The sequence below is a fragment of the Mycobacterium sp. IS-1742 genome (assembly GCF_001500125.1).
Classification (GTDB): Bacteria; Actinomycetota; Actinomycetes; order Mycobacteriales; family Mycobacteriaceae; genus Mycobacterium.
Genome location: NZ_LQIV01000001.1, coordinates 358927 through 379409, shown reverse-complemented (window position 1 = coordinate 379409; position 20483 = coordinate 358927). Strand labels below are relative to the sequence as shown.

Sequence of the window (20483 nt, the reverse complement as noted above, 5' to 3'; positions counted from 1 at the left end):
GACCCGTTCACGCAACGGGGTGGCGGTTTTCGGCGCACATATCCGCCGTGGCGTCACGCAATCGACAGACCGCGCTCTTCACAGCGGATTCATAGCGCATACAGAACCTCCCCATCAGCAGCGCTCGCATGATCGGGCGTATGACCGAAACCCCGTCGACCCCCGCGTCGTCCCCCGATCCGCGTACCGAACCCGTCGTCACCGCCCCACCGCAGCCCACCTACGTCGAGACCCCCGAGCAGCGTCGCCGCCCGAACCGGGTGATCACCATCGCGGCCTGGGTCGGCATCGTCGCGGGCGTCGTCTTCATCGTCGCCGTCGTCTTCTTCTCCGGCTTCGTGCTGGGGAGGAGCTCCGACGGCGGCGGCCATCGTGGCGGCGGGCCCGGCCACGGCCAGATGTTCCACCGTGACGGGCCCGGCCCGATGATGGGTCCGCGCGGGCAGTTCGACCGTCCCGGCATGCCCTTCGGTCCAGGTCAGCCCGGTATGCAGACCCCGCAGCAGACCTCACCCGGCAGCCCGACGACCACCGCGCCCGCCCGACCGTGACGGGAATCATCCCGTTCGTTATCTTGACCAAGTCCAGAAACGGCGCATACTCGATGGCATGACCCCGGGGCGTGCCACCGAACCCGCGGCCCGTCTTCGGGCCGCGGGTCTGCGGGTCACCGCACCCCGGCTGGCGGTGCTGTCCGCCCTCGAAGAGGCACCGCACTCGACGGCCGACGATGTTTCCGGTCGCGTACGCGAGGCGCTCGGCTCGGTATCCACCCAGGCGATCTACGACGTCCTGCGGGCCTGTGTGTCGGCGGGCCTGGTGCGGCGGATCGAGCCGGCGGGTTCGTCGGCGCGCTACGAGACCCGCATCGGCGACAACCACCACCACCTCGTGTGCCGCGGCTGTGGCCGGGTGACCGACGTCGACTGCGTAGTCGGGGCCGCCCCGTGCTTGGACCCCGCGAGCGTCGAAGACGGGTTCACCGTCGACGAGGCCGAGGTCGTGTTCTGGGGCACCTGCGCGGATTGCCGGGCGCGGCAATCGGATTCCGCCCGTCGCATCGGGCAGTCCACCGACTGACCAGCCGGGAGGGAGCGGCGTCTTGCCGTCTGCGACCAGGCTGGCATGATCGGACACCATGAGCATCGAAGTGAAGTACACCGCAGAGTCGACGGCCAGCGGCGGCGGCCGCAACGGCCACGTCAAGTCCAGTGACGACAAGATCGATTTCGACACCCGCCCGCCCAAGGAGCTGGGCGGCAGCGGTGAGGGCGTCAACCCGGAACTGCTCTTCTCCTCCGGCTACGCCGCGTGCTTCCTGGGTGCGCTGCGCCTGCAGGCCAAGAACAACGACATCGAGATCGACGAGGCCTCCGCGATCACCGCGCAGGTCGGTTTCGGTCCCGACTCCGAGGGCGGCTTCGGTCTCACCGCGCACCTGATCGGCTACCTGCCCGGGCTCGAGCAGTCCGTCGCCGACGACCTGATGGAGAAGGCGCACGCGTTCTGCCCGTACTCCAAGGCCACCCGCGGCAACATCGACGTGAAGCTGTCGGCGAAGGTCTAGTCCGGTGCGGTTTTTGGCGGGCGTCGCCGTGGCCGGTCTCGCACTGGCCGCGGCGGCACCCGCGCAGGCCCGACCCTCCGACCCGGGCGTGGTGAACTACGCCGTGCTCGGGAAGGGGTCGGTCGGCAACATCGTGGGCGCCAACATGCGGTGGGAGTCGGTCTTCACCAATCCGGTGCAGGCCTTCTACGTCGACAACCCGGTCTGTAACAACTGGGCCGACATCGGCCTGCCCGAGGTGTACAACGATCCGGACCTGGCGTCGTTCAACGGCGCGGTCGCCCAGGAATCGCCCACCGACGCCACCCATCTGGTCAAACAGGCGGTCGGGGTGTTCGCCACCCCGGACGCCGCCGAACGCGCGTACCGCCGTGTCGTCGACCGCACCGCGGGGTGCGCGGGGCAGACCACCGCGATGCACCTCGACAACTTCACCACCCAGGTGTGGACGTTCACCGGCGGTCCGGCAGGTGCCGCGGACGCGGACTGGGTCAAACAGGAAGCGGGCACCGACCGGCGCTGCTTCACCACCACCCGCAAGCGCGAGAACGTGCTCCTGCAAGCAAAAGTCTGCCAATCAGGCAACGGCGGCCCGGCGGTCAACGTGCTGGCCGGCGCCATGCAGAACACACTGGGGCAATGACCGGGCGCGTGTGCACACGCATGTCACCAAGCTGTCACGCATAAATAGGGTGCAGTTGTCGGTCCGCTCTGGACAATGAGGACGGTAGCGGTGATCAGCCGATCCCGCTGCTGCCAACCAGCGGTCCAGTCACACGGCCCGGACCCGGGAGGGATGGGTGAGATGACTGTTCCGATCACCTGCGACCCGGGGTGCGATACGCCACCCGACGAATTCGCCTCGGCGGCCGACGCCGCCGAGCACATCACCGCGCACTGCCTCGACGACGGCCCGGTGGGGCAGGTCGGCCTGGAGATCGAGGCGCACTCCTTCGATCTCGCCGACCCCGGCCGGCGGCCCGGGTGGGGCGAGGTGACCGATGCGATCGCCGGTGTGCCGGCGCTACCCGGCGGCAGCAGGATCACCGTCGAACCCGGTGGCGCGGTGGAGTTGTCCGGCCCGCCCGCAGACGATGCGGTGACCGCGATCGCCGCGATGACCTCCGATCGGGCCGTCCTGCGAGCGGCCTTCGCGCAGCGCGGGCTCGGGCTCGTCCTGCTCGGCGCCGACCCGCTGCGTCGGCCGCGCCGCGTCAACCCCGGTGCCCGGTACTCGGCCATGGAGACCTTCTTCACCGCGAGCGGTACCGGGGCGGCCGGGGCGTTCATGATGACGGCGACGGCGTCCGTTCAGCTCAACCTCGACGCCGGTCCCCGGCGGGGTTGGGCCGACCGTGTCCGGTTGGCCCATGCGCTCGGCCCGACGATGATCGCCGTCACGGCCAACTCCCCGCTGCTCGCCGGGCGGTTCTCGGGTTGGCAGAGCAGCAGGCAGTGGGTCTGGGGCGAACTCGACGAGGCGCGTTGCGGGCCGGTGCTCGGCGCCAGCGGGGACGACCCGGCCAGCGATTGGGCCCGCTATGCGCTGCGCGCCCCGGTCATGCTGGTCAACACCCCGGGCGCGGTGCCGGTGACGGATTGGGTGCCGTTCGCGGACTGGGCCGACGGGCACACTCTCCTCGGCGGGCGGCGGCCGACGCGCGCCGACCTCGAGTACCACCTCACCACCCTCTTCCCGCCGGTGCGCCCGCGCCGGTGGCTCGAAATCCGTTATCTGGACGCGGTTTCGGATGCCCTGTGGCCGGCCGTCGCCTTCACGCTGACCACCCTGCTCGACGATCCGGTGGCTGCCGACATCGCCGCGGAGGCCACCGAGTCGGTGGCCACGGCCTGGGACCGGGCCGCGCGCATGGGACTGGCAGACCGCCGGTTGCACGCCGCGGCGACGCGCTGCGTCCTGACCGCGGCCGAACGGGCGCCCGACCCCGTGATGGAATCGATGCAGCAGTTGGTGCGTTCGGTCGAAGAAGGCAGGTCCCCGGCCGACGACTTCGCCGACCGGGCCGTCGCCTACGGGATCGGCCGAGCCGTACGCCAACTCGCGAAAGGTGAGTCTTGACCGCACGTGACACCCTGGCCGACGAACTGACCCGGGCGCGCGGCCGCACGTTGCGCCTGGTCGACTTCGACGACGCGGAACTGCGGCGGCAGTACGACCCGCTGATGAGCCCGCTGGTCTGGGACCTCGCGCACATCGGGCAGCAGGAGGAGTTGTGGTTGCTGCGCGACGGCGACCCCGGCCGGCCCGGGATGCTGGACCCGGGCGTCGAACGCCTCTACGACGCGTTCGTCAACTCCCGGGCGAGCCGGGCGAACCTGCCGCTGCTGCCCCCGACCGACGCCCGCGCGTACTGCCGGGCCGTGCGTGACCGGGTGCTCGACGCCCTCGACGCGATGCCCGACGACGCCGACGACAGCTTCCGGTTCGCGCTGGTGATCAGCCACGAGAACCAACACGACGAGACGATGCTGCAGGCGCTCAACCTGCGGACCGGGGCGCCGCTGCTCGGGCCCGGCGCACCGCTGCCCACCGGGCGGCCCGGCCTCGCGGGCACCTCCGTGACGGTGCCCGGTGGGCCGTTCGTCCTGGGCGTCGACGCCGTATCCGAACCGCATTCGCTCGACAACGAACGTCCCGCACACGTCGTCGACATCCCCGGCTTCCGGATCGGGCGCGTACCCGTCACCAACGGCGAGTGGCAGCAGTTCGTCGACGACGGGGGCTATCACCGCCCGCGCTGGTGGTCGGAGCGCGGATGGGCACACCGACAGGACGCCGGGCTGACGGCGCCGCAGTTCTGGAACGGGGACGGCACCCGCACCCGCTTCGGGCACGTCGAGGAGATCCCCGCCGACGAACCCGTCCAGCACGTCACGTTCTTCGAGGCCGAGGCGTACGCCCGGTGGGCCGGGGCGAGGTTGCCCACCGAGATCGAATGGGAGAAGGCCTGCGCGTGGGATCCCGCCGCCGGGCAACGCCGCCGCTATCCGTGGGGTGCGTCGGCGCCGACCGCGCACCTGGCCAACCTGGGCGGCGACGCGCTGCGGCCGGCCCCGGTCGGCGCGTACCCCGCCGGGGCGTCCGCGTACGGCGCCGAACAGATGCTCGGTGACGTGTGGGAATGGACCACCTCCACGCTGCGGCCCTGGCCCGGGTTCACGCCGATGATCTACGACCGGTACTCGCAGCCGTTCTTCGACGGCGCCGGCTCCGGGGACTACCGGGTGCTGCGCGGCGGGTCGTGGGCGGTGGCACCGGAGATCCTGCGGCCCAGCTTCCGCAACTGGGATCACCCGATCCGGCGGCAGATCTTCTCCGGGGTTCGGCTGGCCTGGTCGGACGCCGCCTGATGTGCCGCCATCTCGGCTGGCTCGGTGCCCCGCGCACCGTGAGCGCGCTGATGCTGGACCCGCCCTACGGCCTGCTGGTGCAGTCTTATGCGCCGCGCCGCCAGAAGCACGGTCTGATGAACGCCGACGGCTGGGGTGTCGGCTTCTTCTCACCCGAGCTCGGCGAAGGTGCGCCGCCCTGCCGGTGGCGCAGCGCCGCCCCGCTGTGGGGCGACGCGTCGTTCGCATCGGTTGCACCCGCGCTGCGCAGCGCGTGCGTGGTCGGGGCCGTCCGATCGGCCAGCATCGGCATGCCCATCGAACCGACCGCCTCGGCGCCGTTCACCGACGGGACGTGGCTGCTGTCGCACAACGGCCTCGTCGACCGGGCGGTGCTGCCGCTGTCCGCACACGCCGAATCGACCGTCGACAGCGCGCTGCTGGCCGCGTTGATCTTCGACCGGGGCATGGACCGGCTGGGCGACACCGTCGCCGAGGTCGCCGCCCGCGACCCCAGCTCACGGCTGAACATCCTGGCCGCCAACGGATCCGAGATGGTCGCCACCACGTGGGGCGACACCCTGTCGGTGTTGCGCACCGGTGACGGTGTGGCACTGGCCAGCGAACCCTATGACGACGACCCGCGCTGGGAGGAGATCCCGGACCGCCACCTGGTCCGCACCGACGGATCCGCCGTGCAGTTGACAGCGCTGAGAGGACCGGCATGACGTTCACCCTCGCCACCTACCTGGCGGCCGACTCCGCGGCGCAGGCGCTGCGCCGGGACGTGCGCGACGGGCTCACCTCGACCCCGAAGGCGTTGCCGCCCAAATGGTTCTACGACTCCGTCGGTAGCGATCTGTTCGACCAGATCACCCGGCTGCCCGAGTACTACCCGACCCGCACCGAGGCGCGGATCCTGCGCGACCGCTCAGCGGAGATCGCCGCCGCCACCGGAGCCGACACCCTCGTCGAACTGGGCAGCGGCACGTCGGAGAAGACCCGGATGCTGCTGTCGGCGCTGCGTGAGCACGGATCGTTGCGCCGGTTCATCCCGTTCGACGTGGACGCGGGCGTGCTGCGCAGCGCCGGGGCGGCGCTGGAGACCGAGTACGCCGGCCTCGAGATCGAAGCCGTCTGCGGCGATTTCGAGGAGCATCTCGGCAAGATCCCCCAGGGCGGACGCCGGGTGATCGCCTTCCTCGGGTCGACGATCGGCAACCTCACGGCCGCGCCCCGAGCGTCGTTCCTGGCCACCCTGGCCGACACCATGGCCGCCGGTGACGCGCTGCTGCTGGGCACCGATCTGGTCAAGGACACCGACCGGCTGGTCCGCGCCTACGACGACAGCCAGGGCGTCACCGCGCGGTTCAACCGCAACGTGCTCGCCGTGGTCAACCGCGAACTCGGCGCCGACTTCGACGTCGACGCCTTCGCTCATGTGGCCCGCTGGAACGCCGGCGAGCAGCGCATCGAGATGTGGTTGCGCGCCACCGGTCCTCAGCGCGTGCACGTCGGAGCGCTCGGCCTCACCGTCGACTTCGCCGACGGTGAGGAGATGCTCACCGAGGTGTCGTGCAAGTTCCGGCCCGACGACGTCGCCGCCGAACTCGCCGCCGCGGGCCTGCGCCGCACCCACTTCTGGACCGACCCCGCGGGCGACTTCGGGCTGTCGCTGGCGGTCAGGTGACCGAGACCCTGGCCGAGCGCTGGCGTGCGGCGCGGCCGCAACCGGCCGGCGTGCACCTCGACAGCGGAGCGTGCTCGCGGCAGGGTTTCGCCGCCGTCGACGCCGCCGCGCAGCACGCCCGCCACGAAGCCGAAGTGGGCGGCTACGTCGCGCTGGAGGCCGCGGCGCCGGCGCTCGACGCGGGCCGCGCCGCCGTCGCGGCACTGACCGGTCTGGCGGCCACCGACGTCGTGTTCACCACCGGGGCGAACCACGCCCTCGACCTGCTGCTGAGCAGCTGGACCGGGGTCCGCTCGGTGGCGTGCCTGGTCGGGGAGTATGGGCCGAACCTCGCGCTCATGGCGGCCAACGGGTTTCGGGTGTCGGCCCTGCCCGTCGACGACCACGGCCGGTTGCGCGTCGACGCCGCCGCCGACACGTTGGCCCGGGAACGCCCGGGCCTGGTGCATCTGACGCCACTGGGCAGCCACCGCGGCCTCGCGCAGCCGCTGAGCCCCCTGGCCGAGGTGTGCCGGGACCTCAAGCTGCCGCTCGTGGTGGACGCCGCCCAGGCCCTCGGCCACCTCGACTGCACCGTCGCGCCCGACGCGATCTACGCGGCGTCACGCAAATGGTTGGCCGGGCCTCGCGGTGTCGGGGTGTTGGCGGTCCGGCCCGACCTCGCCGAGACCCTGAGGCCACGGTTCCCGCCGTCAGAACCCGGCGCACCGCTGACCGTGTGGCAGCAGTTCGAACACGGCGAATCCAATGCCGCTGCGCGCGTGGGGTTTTCCGTCGCCATCGGCGAGCATCTCGCGGCGGGGGAACACCATGTCCGGGCGCGGCTCGCCGAAGTCGGCCGGCTGACCCGCGAGGCGATGGCCGACGTGCCCGGGTGGCGCGTGGTCGAACCGGTGGACGAGCCGACGGCCATCACGACGCTGGTGCCGACCGACGGCGCCGACCCGCACAAGGTGAGGGCCTGGCTGATCGCCGAACGACGCATCGTGACCACCGCCTGCGATGCCCGCCGCGCACCGCGCGAGTTGACGGCGCCGGTGCTGCGGCTCTCACCGCACGTCGACGTCACCGCCGGCGAACTCGATCTGACGGCCGCGGCACTGGCCGAGGCGGCGCGGCTCTGACCGCTAACCGGACTTGTGCGCGGCCAACAGGAACGCCGGGAACTTCAACCGGTCCTTCTCGTCGCGCTCGTACGGCATGTCCACGGGAGCTCCGGGCATCTGCAGCGCATTGGCGTGGATGAACGCCGGGCGGATGTCGTCGACGGTCCAATAGCGCGACACCGCGTCGCGCAGTTCGGCTTCCTCCACCTCGTGCGGCTTGGTCTCCAGGTGCGGCGGGAACGCCCCCTTGGCGAACGCCAGGATGAACAGCGTCGCGCCGGGGGCCGCGGCCCGGTGGATCGAGCGCAGATAGCCGTCGCGCCCCTCGATGGGCAGCGAGTGGAACAGCGTGCTGTCCAGGATCGTGCTGAAGCGCCCGTCATAGCCGGTGAACGCGGTGATGTCGGCCTGGGCGAAGCTCGCGGTGGCCAGGCCACGCAGTTGGGCGGCCTTGTTGGCCGCCGCGATCGCCGTCGGGCTGATGTCGAGACCGACCACGGTGTAGCCGTCCTCGGCCAACGCCAGTGACAACTCGGCGTGTCCGCACCCGGCATCGAGCACGTCGCTGCGGAACCGGCCCGCGCGGTGCAACGCGGCCAGTTCGGGCTGAGGTTCGCCGATGCTCCACGGCGGCGGGCCGCTGAAGACACCCTCGCCCCGGTACGCGCTGTCCCAATCCATCACATCCGACATGGGTCCAAACCTACGCGGGACCGTCCCAGGAGTGCACGGGCTCGTTGCTGTGCATGCGCTGGCAGTACAACCGCAGCATCTCGGCCAGCGCGGCGGGTCGGGCCAGGCCGCGTTCCTGCAGCGCGTGCACGGTGGCGATCTGCCAGGCCGCGCCGTTGCGGCCGGTCTTGGCCCGGCCCTCGATCACCCCGAGGTAGCGGTCGCGCACCTCGGTCGCGACGCCCCACCGGCGCAGACCCTCGTCGGCCATCGGAAGTAGCTGTCGCAGCACCAGTTCGTCGGGTGTCACCTCTCCCATTCCCGGCCAGTACAGCCGCGCATCCATCCCGTTCTGCGCGGCGTCGCGGAAGTTGTGCTCGGCCGCGGCGAAGCTCAACTTCGTCCACAGCGGCCGGTCCTCCTCGGACATCGTGCGCAGCACGCCGTAGTAAAACGCCGAGTTGGCGAGCATGTCGATCACCGTGGGGCCGGCCGGCAGCACGCGGTTCTCCACCCGCAGGTGCGGTTTGCCGTTCACCACGTCGTAGACGGGGCGGTTCCACCGGTAGATCGTGCCGTTGTGCAACCGCAGCTCCGAGAGTCTCGGGGTGCGGCCGGCGGCCAGTTCGGCGACCGGATCCTCGTCGGACACCTCGGGCAACAGCGACGGGAAGTACCGGACGTTTTCTTCGAACAGGTCGAAGATCGAGGTGATCCAGCGTTCGCCGAACCAGACCCGCGGCCGGACGCCCTGGGTCTTCAGCTCGTCGGGCCGGGTGTCGGTGGCCTGGGTGAACAGTTCGATGCGCGTCTCGGCCCACAGCTGATGGCCGAAGAAGTAAGGCGAGTTGGCGCCCAATGCCAACTGCGGCCCCGCGACGACCTGGGCGGCGTTCCAGTTACGCGCGAAATCGGCGGGGGAGACCTGCAGGTGCAGCTGCATGCTGGTGCACGCCGACTCCGGGGCGATCGACGCCGCCTGCAGGCTCAGCCGTTCCGGGCCGGCGATGTCGATGAGGATGTCCTCGCCGCGCGCGGTGAAGATCGAGTCGTTGAGCGCCTGGTAGCGCGTCGACTGGCTCATCCAGTTGCTCGCGAGGTGTTCGGGCATCAGCGTCGGCAGGATGCCGATCATCACGATGTGGGCGCCGTCGGAGTCGGCCTTGCCCTCGGCCGCGTTGAGGCTGGCGCGCACCTCGGCCTCCAACTCGAGGGCGGCCCGGCCGGGCAGCGGGCGGGGCGGCACGTTGAATTCGATGTTGTAGGCGCCCAATTCGGTCTGGTAGGCCGGATCGGCGATCGATGCGAGCACCTCGGAATTGCTCATCGCCGGCTGGTAGTCGGCGTCGACGAGGTTGCACTCGATCTCCATACCGGTCAGCGGACGCTCGAACTCGAAGCTCGACTGCGCCAGCATCGTCTCGAACACGTCGAGACACAGCTGCACCTTGCGGCGGTACTCGCGACGGTGCGCCCGGCTGAAGTCGGTCTGCTTCACTTCTTCGCCCACTCCGCCGATGCTAGTGACGCCCGTGCGCATAACCGGGATGAACGTGGGTAGCACGGCGTCATGGACATCACGGTGACCTTCATCGGCAACGCCACCACGCTGCTGACCGCCGGTGGCGTAACGCTGCTGACGGACCCGAACTTCCTGCACCGTGGCCAGCACGCGTATCTGGGCTACGGGTTGTTGTCGAAGCGGCTGCACGATCCGGCGCTCGACATCGACCGGCTCCCGCCGCTCGACGGGGTGCTGTTGTCCCACATGCACGGCGACCACTGGGATCGGGTGGCCCAGAACGGGCTCGACCGCACGTTGCCGGTGATCACCACCGCGCATGCGGCCAAACGGTTGCGCAGGCGCGGGTTCGGCCACTCCGTCGCACTGGACACCTGGCAGCGGCACACGATCACCAAGGGCGCCACAACGGTCACCGTCACCGCACTGCCGGGACGGCACGCGCCCACGCCGATCAACCGCGCGCTGCCCCCGGTGATGGGCTCGATGGTGGAGGTCTCCGGCGCCGACGGCCCGACGCGCCGGGTCTACATCTCCGGCGACACGCTGCTCATCGAGGAACTCGACGAAATTCCCCGCCGCTTCCCCGACATCGACGCCGGCATCCTGCACCTCGGCGGCACCCGGCTGCCGTTCGGCAGGCACCTCCCGTTCGGGCTCACGGTCACGATGGACGGCAGGCAGGGAGCCGGCGCGGCCGAACTGCTCGACCTGCCGAAGGTCATTCCCGTGCACTTCAACGACTACGGGGTGTTCGCCTCGCCGCTGTCGGACTTCCTGGAGGAGATGACGCGGCGCGGCCTGGCCGAACGGGTCATCGAGCTGGACCGCGGCGCCTCGGTCACCGTCTAGGCACTCAGAGGTCGGCCAGCGCGCGCGGGCGCAGCAGCACCGTGGCGACCACGCTGATCAGCGCCGTCGCGACCAGATAGCCGCACGCCAACCACGGCGTGTTGCCCGCGGCGGCGATCAGCGCGGTGAGGATCAGCGGGGTCAGACCCGACGAGTACACGCCGGAGAGCTGATAGACCGTCGACAGGCCCGTGTACCGGATGCGGGTGGGGAACAGCGAGGCGTAGAGCGTGCCCTGGGCGCCGTAGAACCAGGCGTGGATGACGCCGAACACCACCACCATCCCGACCGTGTAGGCGACCATGCTGCCGGTGTTGAACAGTGCGAAGACGGGGAACACCGCGGCCGCATAGGCGGCGATGCCGGTGCCGTAGACCAGCTTGGCGCCGAACCGGTCGACGAGGAGCCCGGACACCGGGAGCAGCACGGCCATCAGCAACGCCGACACCGTCACCACGATCAGCACCGGCACCTTCTCGAAATGCAGGGTCGCCGTCGCATAGGAGATCGCGAACACGCCCCAGGTGTTGAACGCGGCGCCCTCACCCCAGCGCGACAGCATGCCCAGCACCGTGGTCCTGAGCACCGGCGGACGGAAGATCTCCTTGATCGGCACCGCGGACCGCTCGTCGTCGTCGCGGACCTTCTCGAAGGCCGGTGTCTCCTCGGCCTTGAGTCGGACCACCACGCCGAAGATCACCAGCACGACGCTGACCAGGAACGCGATGCGCCAGCCGTAGGACAGGAACGCGTCGTCGGGCAGCACCACCTGCAACAGCGCGAACACCCCGGTACCCAGCGCCAGCCCCAGGGCGAGCCCGATCTGGGGAACGCTGCCGGAGAACCCGCGGCGCTTCGCCGGGCTGTGCTCGACCGCCAGCAGCACCGCCCCGGCCCATTCGCCGCCCAGCGCGAACCCCTGCGCGATCCGCAGCAACAACAGCAGGATCGGCGCCAGCACACCGATCTGCGCGGCCGTCGGCAACACGCCCATCAGCGCGGTCGCGCCGCCCATCAGGAACATCGTCAGTGCCAGCGTGCGTTTGCGGCCGATGCGGTCACCGATGTGCCCGAACACGAATCCGCCGATCGGGCGCACCACGAACCCGACGGCGAACGTCGCGAACGACAGCATGGTGCCGACGAAGGAGCTCTGGTCAGGGAAGAACGCCTGGTTGAACACCAGGCTGGCGGCGGTGGCGTAGAGGAAGAAGTCGTACCACTCGATCGTCGTGCCGACCAGGCTCGACAGCAGGGCGGTGCGCACCCGGCGGTCGTCGATGTCGGATCCCGGAGTGATCGGCGGATCGGCGATGGTCACGTTGGGCCATTAGCGCCGAACCGCCGCGATCGCGCCACAGTTGTGCGCGCGGTGATTCTTACTCGCGCCGTCTGCGGGCCACCAGCACCTGCTCGGTGAACAGTCCGCCCCGCAGTTCGACCTCGATGTCGGGGTCGGCGTGCGCGGCGAGGGCACGCAGCGCCGACGGGCTGTAACAGCGCAGTGAGCTGATCACCCCGTCGTGCACGAACGGCACGAACGGGGCGAGCGGCAGCATCGTCAGCAGCCGGACCACGTGCAGTGGGGCCGGGGGCCGCGGCAGGTCGACGATCAGCAGTTTGTCGGCCACCCGGGTGCCCTCGGCGATCGCTTCGGCGGCCTGCGCGGGTGACAGGTGGTGGAACGACAGCACGAAGACGGCGAGGGCGAATGCGCCGTCGGGGGCGTCGATGGCGGTGGCGTCCATGCGTTGCACCCGCGCCCGCGGGTTCCTGCCGAGGTCGCTCGCGGCGATCGTCGCCACCGACGTCTCGTCGAGGTCGGTGACGGTGACCTCGGCGGTGGGGTGCGCGTCGAGCAGCCTGCGCGACAGCTCCCCGTGCCCCGCCCCGAGTTCGAGCACCTTGGGGTCGGGCACGTCGGCGATCTCCGACAACGCGATCTCGGCGAACTTGTCGTGCTGGCCGAACAACGCGCCGGTGCGCTCCAGCGCCTGGACGACGCTGCGCTTGCGCGCCTCGTTCGTGGCGTCTCCATCGGAGTCGCGGTCGAGGTACTCCAGACGGTCGGTCTCCAGCAGCCGGTCCAGGCACGATGCGCGGGGGCCGCCGCGGGGCATCCGGTCGATGTCGGCGATCTGCGTTGCCATGTGGTCCATGATGGACGACTAACCCCGACACGAAGGACACGAAGGAGAAGCGTGGCCGAGTTCGTCGCCGCCATCGACCAGGGCACCACCAGCACCAGGTGCATGATCTTCGACCACGACGGCGCCGAGGTCGGTCGCCACCAGCTCGAACACGAGCAGCTCCTGCCGCAGGCCGGCTGGGTGGAGCACAACCCGGTGGAGATCTGGGAGCGCACCGCGTCGGTGCTGATGTCCGCGCTCAACCGCACCACCCTGTCGGCGAGCGATCTGTGTGCGCTGGGCATCACCAATCAGCGGGAGACCGCGCTGGTGTGGAACCGCCGCACCGGCCGGCCGTACTACAACGCGATCGTCTGGCAGGACACCCGCACCGACCGCATCGCCACGGCGCTCGACCGCGACGGACGCGGTGACGTGATCCGACGCAAGGCCGGTCTGCCGCCCGCGACGTACTTCTCCGCGGGCAAGGTGCAGTGGATCCTCGACAACGTCGACGGCGTGCGGGAGGCCGCCGAGAAGGGTGACGCGATCTTCGGCACCGCCGACAGCTGGGTGGTGTGGAATCTGACCGGCGGGCCGCGGGGCGGCGTGCACGTCACCGACGTCACCAACGCCAGCCGCACCATGCTCATGGACTTGGAGACGCTGGACTGGGACGACGAACTGTTGTCGTTCTTCGGGATTCCGCGTCAGATGCTGCCCGAGATCAAGCCCTCGTCGTGCCCGGACTGTCACGGCGTCACCCGCGAGGACGGACCCCTCGGCGGCGAGGTGCCCATCACCGGGATCCTCGGAGACCAGCAGGCCGCGATGGTCGGGCAGGTGTGCCTGTCGGTGGGGGAGGCCAAGAACACCTACGGCACAGGCAATTTCCTGCTGCTCAACACCGGCGAGAAGATCGTCCGGTCGGACAACGGCCTGCTGACCACGGTGTGTTACCAGTTCGGGGACGCCAAACCCGTTTACGCGCTGGAGGGTTCGATCGCGGTGACCGGTTCGGCGGTGCAGTGGCTGCGCGATCAGCTCGGCATCATCAGCGGCGCATCGCAGAGCGAGGCGTTGGCGCGTCAGGTCGACGACAACGGCGGGGTGTACTTCGTGCCCGCGTTCTCGGGGCTGTTCGCACCGTACTGGCGTTCGGATGCCCGCGGCGCCATCGTCGGCCTGTCCCGGTTCAATACCAACGCCCACGTGGCCCGCGCGACGCTGGAGGCGATCTGCTACCAGAGCCGAGACGTCGTCGACGCGATGGAGGCCGACTCCGGCGTGCACCTCGAGGTGCTCAAAGTCGACGGCGGAATCACCGCCAACGACCTGTGCATGCAGATCCAGGCCGACGTGCTCGGTGTCGACGTCGTGCGACCCGTGGTGGCCGAAACCACCGCTCTGGGAGCCGGTTACGCGGCCGGGTTGGCGGTCGGCTTCTGGGACGGCGCCGACGATCTGCGGCGCAACTGGCAGGAGGACAAGCGCTGGACGCCGCAGTGGAACGACGACCAGCGCGCCGACGGGTACGCCGGTTGGCAGAAGGCCGTGCAGCGCACCCTCGACTGGGTCGACGTGGAGTAGCTCGCTACTCCTCGCCGAGTACGCCGTAGATCTCGCGGCGGGCGTTGTTGACGATCTCGACGATGCGCGCCTGCTGCTCCTCGCCGGCGGCGTAGGCCGACTGCGCGACGGCGCCCATGAGTTGGGCGACGGCGTGCTGCAGGGTGGCGTGTCCGGGTCCGGCGTCGTCGGTGATCTGCTCCCACGGCGGGGTCTCGACCTTCTCCGCGGCCGCACGGCCTTCGTCGGTGAGCTCGAACAGCTTCTTGCTGCCCTCCGTCTCGGTGCCGACGATCAGACCTTCGTCGACGAGGAGTTGCAGGGTGGGGTACACCGAGCCGGGGCTGGGTTTCCACAGCCCGTTGCTGCGTTCGGCGATCTGCTGGATCATCTCGTAGCCGTGCATGGGCCGTTCGGCCAGCAGGGCGACGATGGCGGTGCGGACGTCGCCGCGACGTCCACGTCCGCGGCCGCCGCCACGACGCCCGCGGCCGGCCGCCGCGAAGCCGAAGCTGCCGCCGCGCGGGTCGAACGCGAACTCGAAGCCGGGTCCGCGGCCCGGGTGGCGCCCGAAGCCGGCAGCCGAGCCGGCGTCGAAGTCGGCACCGTGCTCGCTGACGCCGTCGCCGCGCCGCTGCTCACGCAGTTGGTCGCGGAACTCGCGGCGGGCCTGCCTTCGCTGTTCGTGCATCGCACGTCGAACGCCCGGACCGACGCCGAATCCAAAGTCGAATGGGTTGCTCATGGTGGTGAATCCTTCGGTGGCGAGAAAGCGCACTGCGCGCTTCCGATACGTTGACGATATATCGGAAACTATCGCGATGCAACGCTCAATCGTGTCGCTCGTCGATCCAGCGGGCCACGTCCCGGGCCCACTGCGCCTCCATCGCCCGCAGGCGGAGTCCGTACTCGAGTGCGGCGCGGCCGTAGAACGCGGCCTCGTCCTTGTCCCAGTGCACCGAATCGCGCATCGTCTCGAGCCGTGTGAGTTCCGTCAGTGCGTATTCGGCGACGGAGGTGAAGTGCTTGCGCGCCGCCTCGGCAGGCAACTCGCCGAGCAGGAACACGCGTAACAGGTCCGGGCGGCGCAGCGGCGGGTCGTCGCTCGGATCGGTGATCCAGCGCCTGAGTTCGGCCCGGCCGGCCGCGGTGACGCGGTACTCCTTGCGGCCGCGCGCACCGATGTCGGTGACCTCGATGAGGCCGGCGTCGGCGAGTCGGTTCAGTTCGCTGTAGAGCTGGCTCTGGGTGGCCGGCCACACGTTGGCCATCGATTCATCGAAGCGCCTGAGCAGGTCGTACCCGCTGCCAGGATGCTGGGCGAGGAGGCCGAGGGCGGCGAATCGGAGGCTCACCACGAAAGCGTAAGGGCCTGACATTCCACAAGCGGAATGTCAGGCCCTTCGTGTCGGTCAGTTGGAGACCAGAGTGGCGCCCTCGGCGACGCGCAGCGCGGTCATCCGCCACGGGCCGCGGGTCGCCAGCACGTAGTAGACGGCGAACGCCACCCCGCAACCGATGAACCAGCTGTACTGCGCGGCGCCGGCCATGCCGAACACGACACCGCCGAGCAGCACGGGGGTCACGGCCAGGACGGCCCCCACCAGGGTGGCCGCCACCGCCGCGGGGTTGTACCCCTTCGCGTACCAGTAGTTGCCCGTCTCCGACATCGTGAACAGGTCGTCGACCACGATCTTCTGCCTGCGCACCAGGTAGAAGTCGGCGATCAGCACGCCGAACAGCGGGCCGATGAACGCGCCGAGGGTCTCCAGCGTGTAGTGGATGACCTCGGGGTTGCCGTAGAGGTTCCACGGCGTGAGCAGGACGGATCCGACCGCGGCGATCATGCCGCCCATCCGCCAGCTGATCCGCTGGGGGCTCACGTTGGAGAAGTCGAAGGCGGGGCTGATGAAGTTGGCCACGATGTTGATGCCGATGGTCGCGATCGTGAACGTCAGGGCGCCGAGGACGATCGCGGTGACGCTGTCGATCCGCGCGACGGTCTCGACGGGGTCGGTCAGCAGTTCGCCGAACACCGGCACCGTCGCGGCCGCCGTGACGACGACCAGCAGCGAGAACATCAGGAAGTTGACCGGCAGGCCGAGGAAGTTGCCCTTCTTGACAGCCTCGAAGCTGCGGCCGTAGCGGGCGAAGTCGCCGAAGTTCAGCATGGGCCCGGAGAAGTAGGACACCACGAGCGCGATCGCACCGAGCATGACGACCAGCGTGTTGCCCTGCTTCTCGCCGCCGAGCGTCAGGCTGACATGCCAGCCCGACTTCCACAGCAGGTAGCCGCAGAGGATGAACATCACGACGTAGACGGCGGGCCCGCAGAAGTCGATGAACCTGCGGATCGATTCCATGCCGCGCCAGAACACGCACGCCTGCAGCACCCACAGCAGCATGAAGCTGCACCAGCCCAGCAGGGACAGGCCGGTGAAGCCGTACTGGTCGACGTCGGCGTAGGGCGCCAGGCCGGGGAACAGTTTGAGCAGCACGATGTCGAGCGCCGCGGATGCGAGGTAGGTCTGGATGCCGTACCAGGCCACCGCGATCAGGCCGCGGATGATCGCCGGGATGTTGGCCCCGAGGACGCCGAACGAACTGCGGCACACGACCGGGTACGGCACACCGGCCTGCTGGCTGGGCTTGGCGACGAGGTTGCACAGCAGGTTGACGATCACGATGCCGACGAGCAGGGCGATGAGCACCTGCCAGCTGGCCAGGCCGAGGGCGAACAGGCTGCCCGCGGTGACGTAGCCGCCGACGCTGTGCACGTCGGACATCCAGAACGCGAAGATGTTGTACGACGACCACGTCTGCTTGCCCAGCGGCGCGAGGTCCTCGTTGGTCAGCCGCGGGTCGTAGCTGTCTTTGATCAGCCCGCTGCCGACGGGATGGCCGGCGGCTTCGACGATGTCGCCCGCGCCGATGACGGCGCTCGGCGGGAGGTCACGGGTGTCTGTCATGGTGCGTTTCCTGTCCATCGGGCGAGGCGATGAACGGAACGTAGCGCCGGTGTGTTTCACCGTCGTTGCGCGGCAAATATATTTGCGCGCAATCGGCAACATGACCGACTCACGGGCCGCTCACCCGTGCGCGATCAGCCCGCTGTCCGGGGGAAGAGTCGCCACCACGGCGTTGAGCCGCCGGTGGTGGTCTTTGCTCGTCGCGAGCAGCCCGTCGACGTCGCGGTCGAGGAAGGCTTCGAGCATGCGGCCGTGGTCGGTGTGCAGCGCAACCCGCTCGGCAGGTTCGACGTGCACCATCAGCTGTACGGGTTCGGTGATGTTCCAAGCGGATTCGAGCATGTGCACCAATCGCAGCATCCCCGACGGCCGGGCCATGCCGAGGTGGAAGTGCCGGCTCTGGCGGTGATAGGAGTGCCGGTCGTCGTCGCGCACGGCCGTCTCCAGGAGGCGATGCGATGCGGCCAGCGCCGATCGGTCCGCCTCCGAGGCGTTGGCGACCGCCGCGACGAGGGCCGCCGACTCGAGCGTTTCGCGGACCATGTACAGCTCGGCGAGCTCGGTGGCCGTCAGCAGCGCGACGCTGGGGGATGGGGGACCCCGGCGGCGCGCCGCCTTCGAGGATCACCCGGCGCAGTTCGTCGACCACGGCCCGCGGCGACTCCGGCGACCGGTCGGCCACCAGTCTCGCCACCAGGGCGGAGTGTCGGCGGCCGGGCATGGCCGTCATCTTCCTCTGCGTCACCGCCCGCCGCTGATCTGACATTCCACTATTGACATGTCGCATTAGGAGTGTCAGTGTCGTGTCAGGCTTTCCCTGCCAGCCCGAGGAGTTCAGATGACCGAGACGTATTCAGCGAAAGAGGGCGTCGGCGCCGACAACCTGCCCTCCGACGGCGAGTTCTTCAACCGGGGCAACTACGCGCCGGTCGCCGACGAACTCACCGCCTTCGACCTGCCCGTCGAGGGGCAGATCCCGGCCGATCTGCAGGGTTGGTACCTGCGCAACGGCCCGAACCCGCGGCAGCCCGCCGCGCACTGGTTCACCGGCGACGGGATGATCCACGGCGTCCGCATCGAGAACGGCCGCGCCGCCTGGTACCGCAACCGGTGGGTGCGTACCGAGAGCTTCGAGAACGACTTCCCGGTCTACAACGCCGACGGCAGCCGGAACCTGCACTCGAGCGTCGCCAACACCCACGTCGTCAACCACGCCGGAAAGACCCTGGCGCTCGTCGAATCGTCGCTGCCGTACGAGATCACCAACGATCTGCGCACCGTCGGCGCATACGACTTCGGCGGCAAGCTGGTCGACTCCATGACGGCGCACCCCAAGATCTGCCCGACCACCGGCGAATTGCACTTCTTCGGCTACGGCAACCTGTTCGAGCCGTACGTCACCTACCACCGCGCCGACGCCGACGGTGAACTCACCGTCAACCGGCCGCTGGACGTCAAGGCGTTGACGATGATGCACGACTTCGCGATGACCAGCGGGCACGTGATCTTCATGGACCTGCCGATCGTGTTCAACATGGCCATCGCGCTCGAGGGCAAGGGCGACATGCCGTACCGCTGGGACGACGACTACGGCGCCCGCCTCGGCGTACTGCGCCGCGACGATCCCTTCGGCGAGGTGCGGTGGTTCGACATCGACCCGTGCTACGTGTTCCACGTCGCCAACGCGTACGAGGACGGGAACACGCTGGTTCTGCAGGCCGTGCGCTATCCCGAATTATGGCGCGGCACAGGCGGATTCGACGCCAGCGGCGTACTGTGGAGCTGGACCGTCGACCTGGTGACCGGCGTGGTGCGCGAACGCCGGCTCGACGACCGGGCGGTGGAGTTCCCCCGCATCGATGACCGGCTGGCGGGTCTACCTGCGCGGTACGCGGTGTCAGTGGGGGATCAGCGGTTGGTGCGCTACGACTTGACGACCGGCGCGGCGACCGAACACGTCTTCGGCACCGCCGACGCGCCGGGCGGACCGGGAGAGGCGGTGTTCGTGCCCGCCGCATCCGGTCCGGCCGACGAACAGAACGGGTGGTACCTGGCGTACGTCTACGACGCGCAGCGTGACGGCAGCGACCTGGTGATCCTCGACGCCGCCGACTTCAGCGCCCCGCCGGTCGCCAGAGTGCAACTGCCGCACCGTGTCCCGTACGGATTCCACGGCAACTGGATCCAGGACTGACACCCGGCGCTCAACTCGGCGGGGTGAAACCCGGATCCCGCGGGGGTGCGGCGGCGGCGTACGACGGCGCGGGCGCCGACGGGTACGCCGGCGATGCGGGCATCAGCCGGGCCAACTCCCGCCGGTGCCGTTCGGCCAGCACGGCGGCCAGCACGTACTGGGGCGGCGTCCCCGGCGGCGGTGGCGGTGAGATCCGTGCGACGACCTCGCCTGCGATGCGGTACGCCATCTCGTCTCGCAGCCCGGGTTCCAGTTGGTGGGCCCGCGCGAGGAATTGGCGGGCGCGCTCGGCCTGTTCCCCGCCGAGGCCGGACAGCTCCAGCGTGGATGCCCACCACGCCAGCGCGGGCGGCATGACCGGAGGCGGGCTCATCCGCGGCGCCCGCTCGCTGATCACGACGGTGCCGGCGAAGATGTCACCGATGCGTTTGCCCTTGGGGGACAGCAGGCTGCACACCGCGGCGGGGCCGCCGGCCAGCATCCAGAGTTCGATGAACCCGGCCAGCGCCCGAAACAGGGCCTGCCGGAACCGTTCCGGACCACCGTCCTCGGACACCACGCGCAGCCCGAGCGCCATCTTCCCCAGCGTCCGGCCCCGCGTCGCGGTCTCGAACACCAGGGGGTAACCGACGAGGGTGAGCACGGTGAAGATGATCAGCACCGCCGCCGACAGCGCCGTGTCGAAGTCGCTCAGCGTGACCGCCCACAGCACCAGGCCCAGCACGTACCCGACGAAGACGACCAGGACGTCGATCATCGCGGACAGCGCCCGGATCGGCAGCTGGGCGATCTGCACGTCGAGCACCACCGCGTCGCCGGTCACCACCGGTTCGGGCTGGGAGACCATACGGCCACGCTACTA

21 protein-coding genes and 1 pseudogene are annotated in these 20483 nt (G+C 69.8%); 13 read left to right on the top strand and 9 right to left on the bottom strand.

The features are described 5' to 3' along the window. Positions 1 to 128: 128 nt before the first annotated feature. The 9 genes from AU196_RS01875 (at position 129) to egtE (ending at position 7732) form a co-directional block, all read left to right on the top strand. Positions 129 to 551 (top strand): hypothetical protein, encoded by a 423-nt coding sequence (locus AU196_RS01875; RefSeq protein ID WP_059093362.1) that lies wholly within the window; start codon positions 129 to 131, stop codon positions 549 to 551. Between the two features lie 58 nt (positions 552 to 609). After that, on the top strand, positions 610 to 1080 hold the full coding sequence (locus AU196_RS01870; RefSeq protein WP_059093361.1) for a Fur family transcriptional regulator: 471 nt from the start codon (positions 610 to 612) through the stop codon (positions 1078 to 1080). A gap of 58 nt (positions 1081 to 1138) precedes the next feature. After that, entirely contained in the window at positions 1139 to 1567 is a 429-nt protein-coding gene (locus tag AU196_RS01865) for an organic hydroperoxide resistance protein (RefSeq protein ID WP_059093360.1), read from the top strand. A gap of 4 nt (positions 1568 to 1571) precedes the next feature. Next, a complete protein-coding gene (locus AU196_RS01860) occupies positions 1572 to 2210 on the top strand; it encodes a sensor domain-containing protein (RefSeq protein WP_059093359.1) in 639 nt (212 codons plus the stop codon). Positions 2211 to 2372: 162 nt separating this feature from the next. Next, entirely contained in the window at positions 2373 to 3647 is a 1275-nt protein-coding gene (egtA, locus tag AU196_RS01855; protein ID WP_059093416.1) for an ergothioneine biosynthesis glutamate--cysteine ligase EgtA, read from the top strand. Further along, on the top strand, positions 3644 to 4939 hold the full coding sequence (gene egtB, locus AU196_RS01850) for an ergothioneine biosynthesis protein EgtB (RefSeq protein ID WP_059093358.1): 1296 nt from the start codon (positions 3644 to 3646) through the stop codon (positions 4937 to 4939). The genes egtA and egtB overlap by 4 nt, the downstream gene beginning before the upstream one ends. Further along, on the top strand, positions 4939 to 5646 hold the full coding sequence (gene egtC, locus AU196_RS01845) for an ergothioneine biosynthesis protein EgtC (RefSeq protein WP_059093357.1): 708 nt from the start codon (positions 4939 to 4941) through the stop codon (positions 5644 to 5646). The genes egtB and egtC overlap by 1 nt, the downstream gene beginning before the upstream one ends. Continuing rightward, positions 5643 to 6608: an L-histidine N(alpha)-methyltransferase gene (gene egtD, locus AU196_RS01840; protein WP_059093356.1), complete on the top strand. Its 966-nt coding sequence runs from the start codon at positions 5643 to 5645 to the stop codon at positions 6606 to 6608. Before egtC ends, egtD begins: the two co-directional genes overlap by 4 nt. Further along, positions 6605 to 7732 (top strand): ergothioneine biosynthesis PLP-dependent enzyme EgtE, encoded by a 1128-nt coding sequence (gene egtE, locus AU196_RS01835; RefSeq protein ID WP_059093355.1) that lies wholly within the window; start codon positions 6605 to 6607, stop codon positions 7730 to 7732. Before egtD ends, egtE begins: the two co-directional genes overlap by 4 nt. Before the next feature lie 3 nt (positions 7733 to 7735). Here the strand turns inward: egtE and AU196_RS01830 are convergent, their stop codons facing one another. Together AU196_RS01830 and AU196_RS01825 are read right to left on the bottom strand one after the other, a co-directional pair. Beyond that, entirely contained in the window at positions 7736 to 8407 is a 672-nt protein-coding gene (locus tag AU196_RS01830) for a class I SAM-dependent methyltransferase (RefSeq protein ID WP_059093354.1), read from the bottom strand. 10 nt (positions 8408 to 8417) lie between these two features. After that, entirely contained in the window at positions 8418 to 9896 is a 1479-nt protein-coding gene (locus AU196_RS01825; RefSeq protein WP_059093353.1) for a glutamate-cysteine ligase family protein, read from the bottom strand. 60 nt (positions 9897 to 9956) lie between these two features. On the opposite strand from AU196_RS01825, the gene AU196_RS01820 reads away from it, so the two are divergent. Next, entirely contained in the window at positions 9957 to 10760 is an 804-nt protein-coding gene (locus tag AU196_RS01820) for an MBL fold metallo-hydrolase (protein ID WP_059093352.1), read from the top strand. A gap of 4 nt (positions 10761 to 10764) precedes the next feature. On the opposite strand, the gene AU196_RS01815 is transcribed toward AU196_RS01820, so the two are convergent. After that, positions 10765 to 12081 carry an MFS transporter gene (locus AU196_RS01815; RefSeq protein WP_059093351.1) on the bottom strand — a complete coding sequence of 439 codons (1317 nt, stop codon included), beginning with the start codon at positions 12079 to 12081 and terminating at the stop codon, positions 10765 to 10767. Between the two features lie 58 nt (positions 12082 to 12139). After that, positions 12140 to 12919, bottom strand: a complete 780-nt coding sequence (locus tag AU196_RS01810) for a class I SAM-dependent methyltransferase (protein WP_059093350.1) — start codon at positions 12917 to 12919, stop codon at positions 12140 to 12142. 93 nt (positions 12920 to 13012) lie between these two features. On the opposite strand from AU196_RS01810, the gene glpK reads away from it, so the two are divergent. Next, positions 13013 to 14479 (top strand): glycerol kinase GlpK, encoded by a 1467-nt coding sequence (glpK, locus tag AU196_RS01805; RefSeq protein WP_231737281.1) that lies wholly within the window; start codon positions 13013 to 13015, stop codon positions 14477 to 14479. Between the two features lie 4 nt (positions 14480 to 14483). On the opposite strand, the gene AU196_RS01800 is transcribed toward glpK, so the two are convergent. The 4 genes and pseudogenes from AU196_RS01800 to AU196_RS01785 form a co-directional block, all read right to left on the bottom strand. Beyond that, positions 14484 to 15203: a PadR family transcriptional regulator gene (locus tag AU196_RS01800; RefSeq protein WP_059093415.1), complete on the bottom strand. Its 720-nt coding sequence runs from the start codon at positions 15201 to 15203 to the stop codon at positions 14484 to 14486. A gap of 85 nt (positions 15204 to 15288) precedes the next feature. Next, the gene (locus AU196_RS01795) at positions 15289 to 15813 is read right to left on the bottom strand and encodes a PadR family transcriptional regulator (protein WP_502687198.1); all 525 of its coding nucleotides are present in this window, start codon (positions 15811 to 15813) and stop codon (positions 15289 to 15291) included. 57 nt (positions 15814 to 15870) lie between these two features. Continuing rightward, a complete protein-coding gene (locus tag AU196_RS01790; protein ID WP_059093414.1) occupies positions 15871 to 17427 on the bottom strand; it encodes an NCS1 family nucleobase:cation symporter-1 in 1557 nt (518 codons plus the stop codon). 120 nt (positions 17428 to 17547) lie between these two features. Next, positions 17548 to 18055 (bottom strand): annotated as a pseudogene (locus AU196_RS01785) (GntR family transcriptional regulator). Between AU196_RS01785 and AU196_RS25985 the strand changes: the two are divergent. Together AU196_RS25985 and AU196_RS01780 are read left to right on the top strand one after the other, a co-directional pair. Next, positions 18018 to 18185 (top strand): hypothetical protein, encoded by a 168-nt coding sequence (locus tag AU196_RS25985; protein WP_231737283.1) that lies wholly within the window; start codon positions 18018 to 18020, stop codon positions 18183 to 18185. The pseudogene AU196_RS01785 and the gene AU196_RS25985 sit on opposite strands and share 38 nt — an antisense overlap. An 80-nt stretch (positions 18186 to 18265) precedes the next feature. Then, on the top strand, positions 18266 to 19621 hold the full coding sequence (locus AU196_RS01780; RefSeq protein WP_059093347.1) for a carotenoid oxygenase family protein: 1356 nt from the start codon (positions 18266 to 18268) through the stop codon (positions 19619 to 19621). 10 nt (positions 19622 to 19631) lie between these two features. Here the strand turns inward: AU196_RS01780 and AU196_RS01775 are convergent, their stop codons facing one another. Then, a complete protein-coding gene (locus tag AU196_RS01775) occupies positions 19632 to 20468 on the bottom strand; it encodes an RDD family protein (RefSeq protein WP_059093346.1) in 837 nt (278 codons plus the stop codon). Positions 20469 to 20483: the final 15 nt, after the last annotated feature.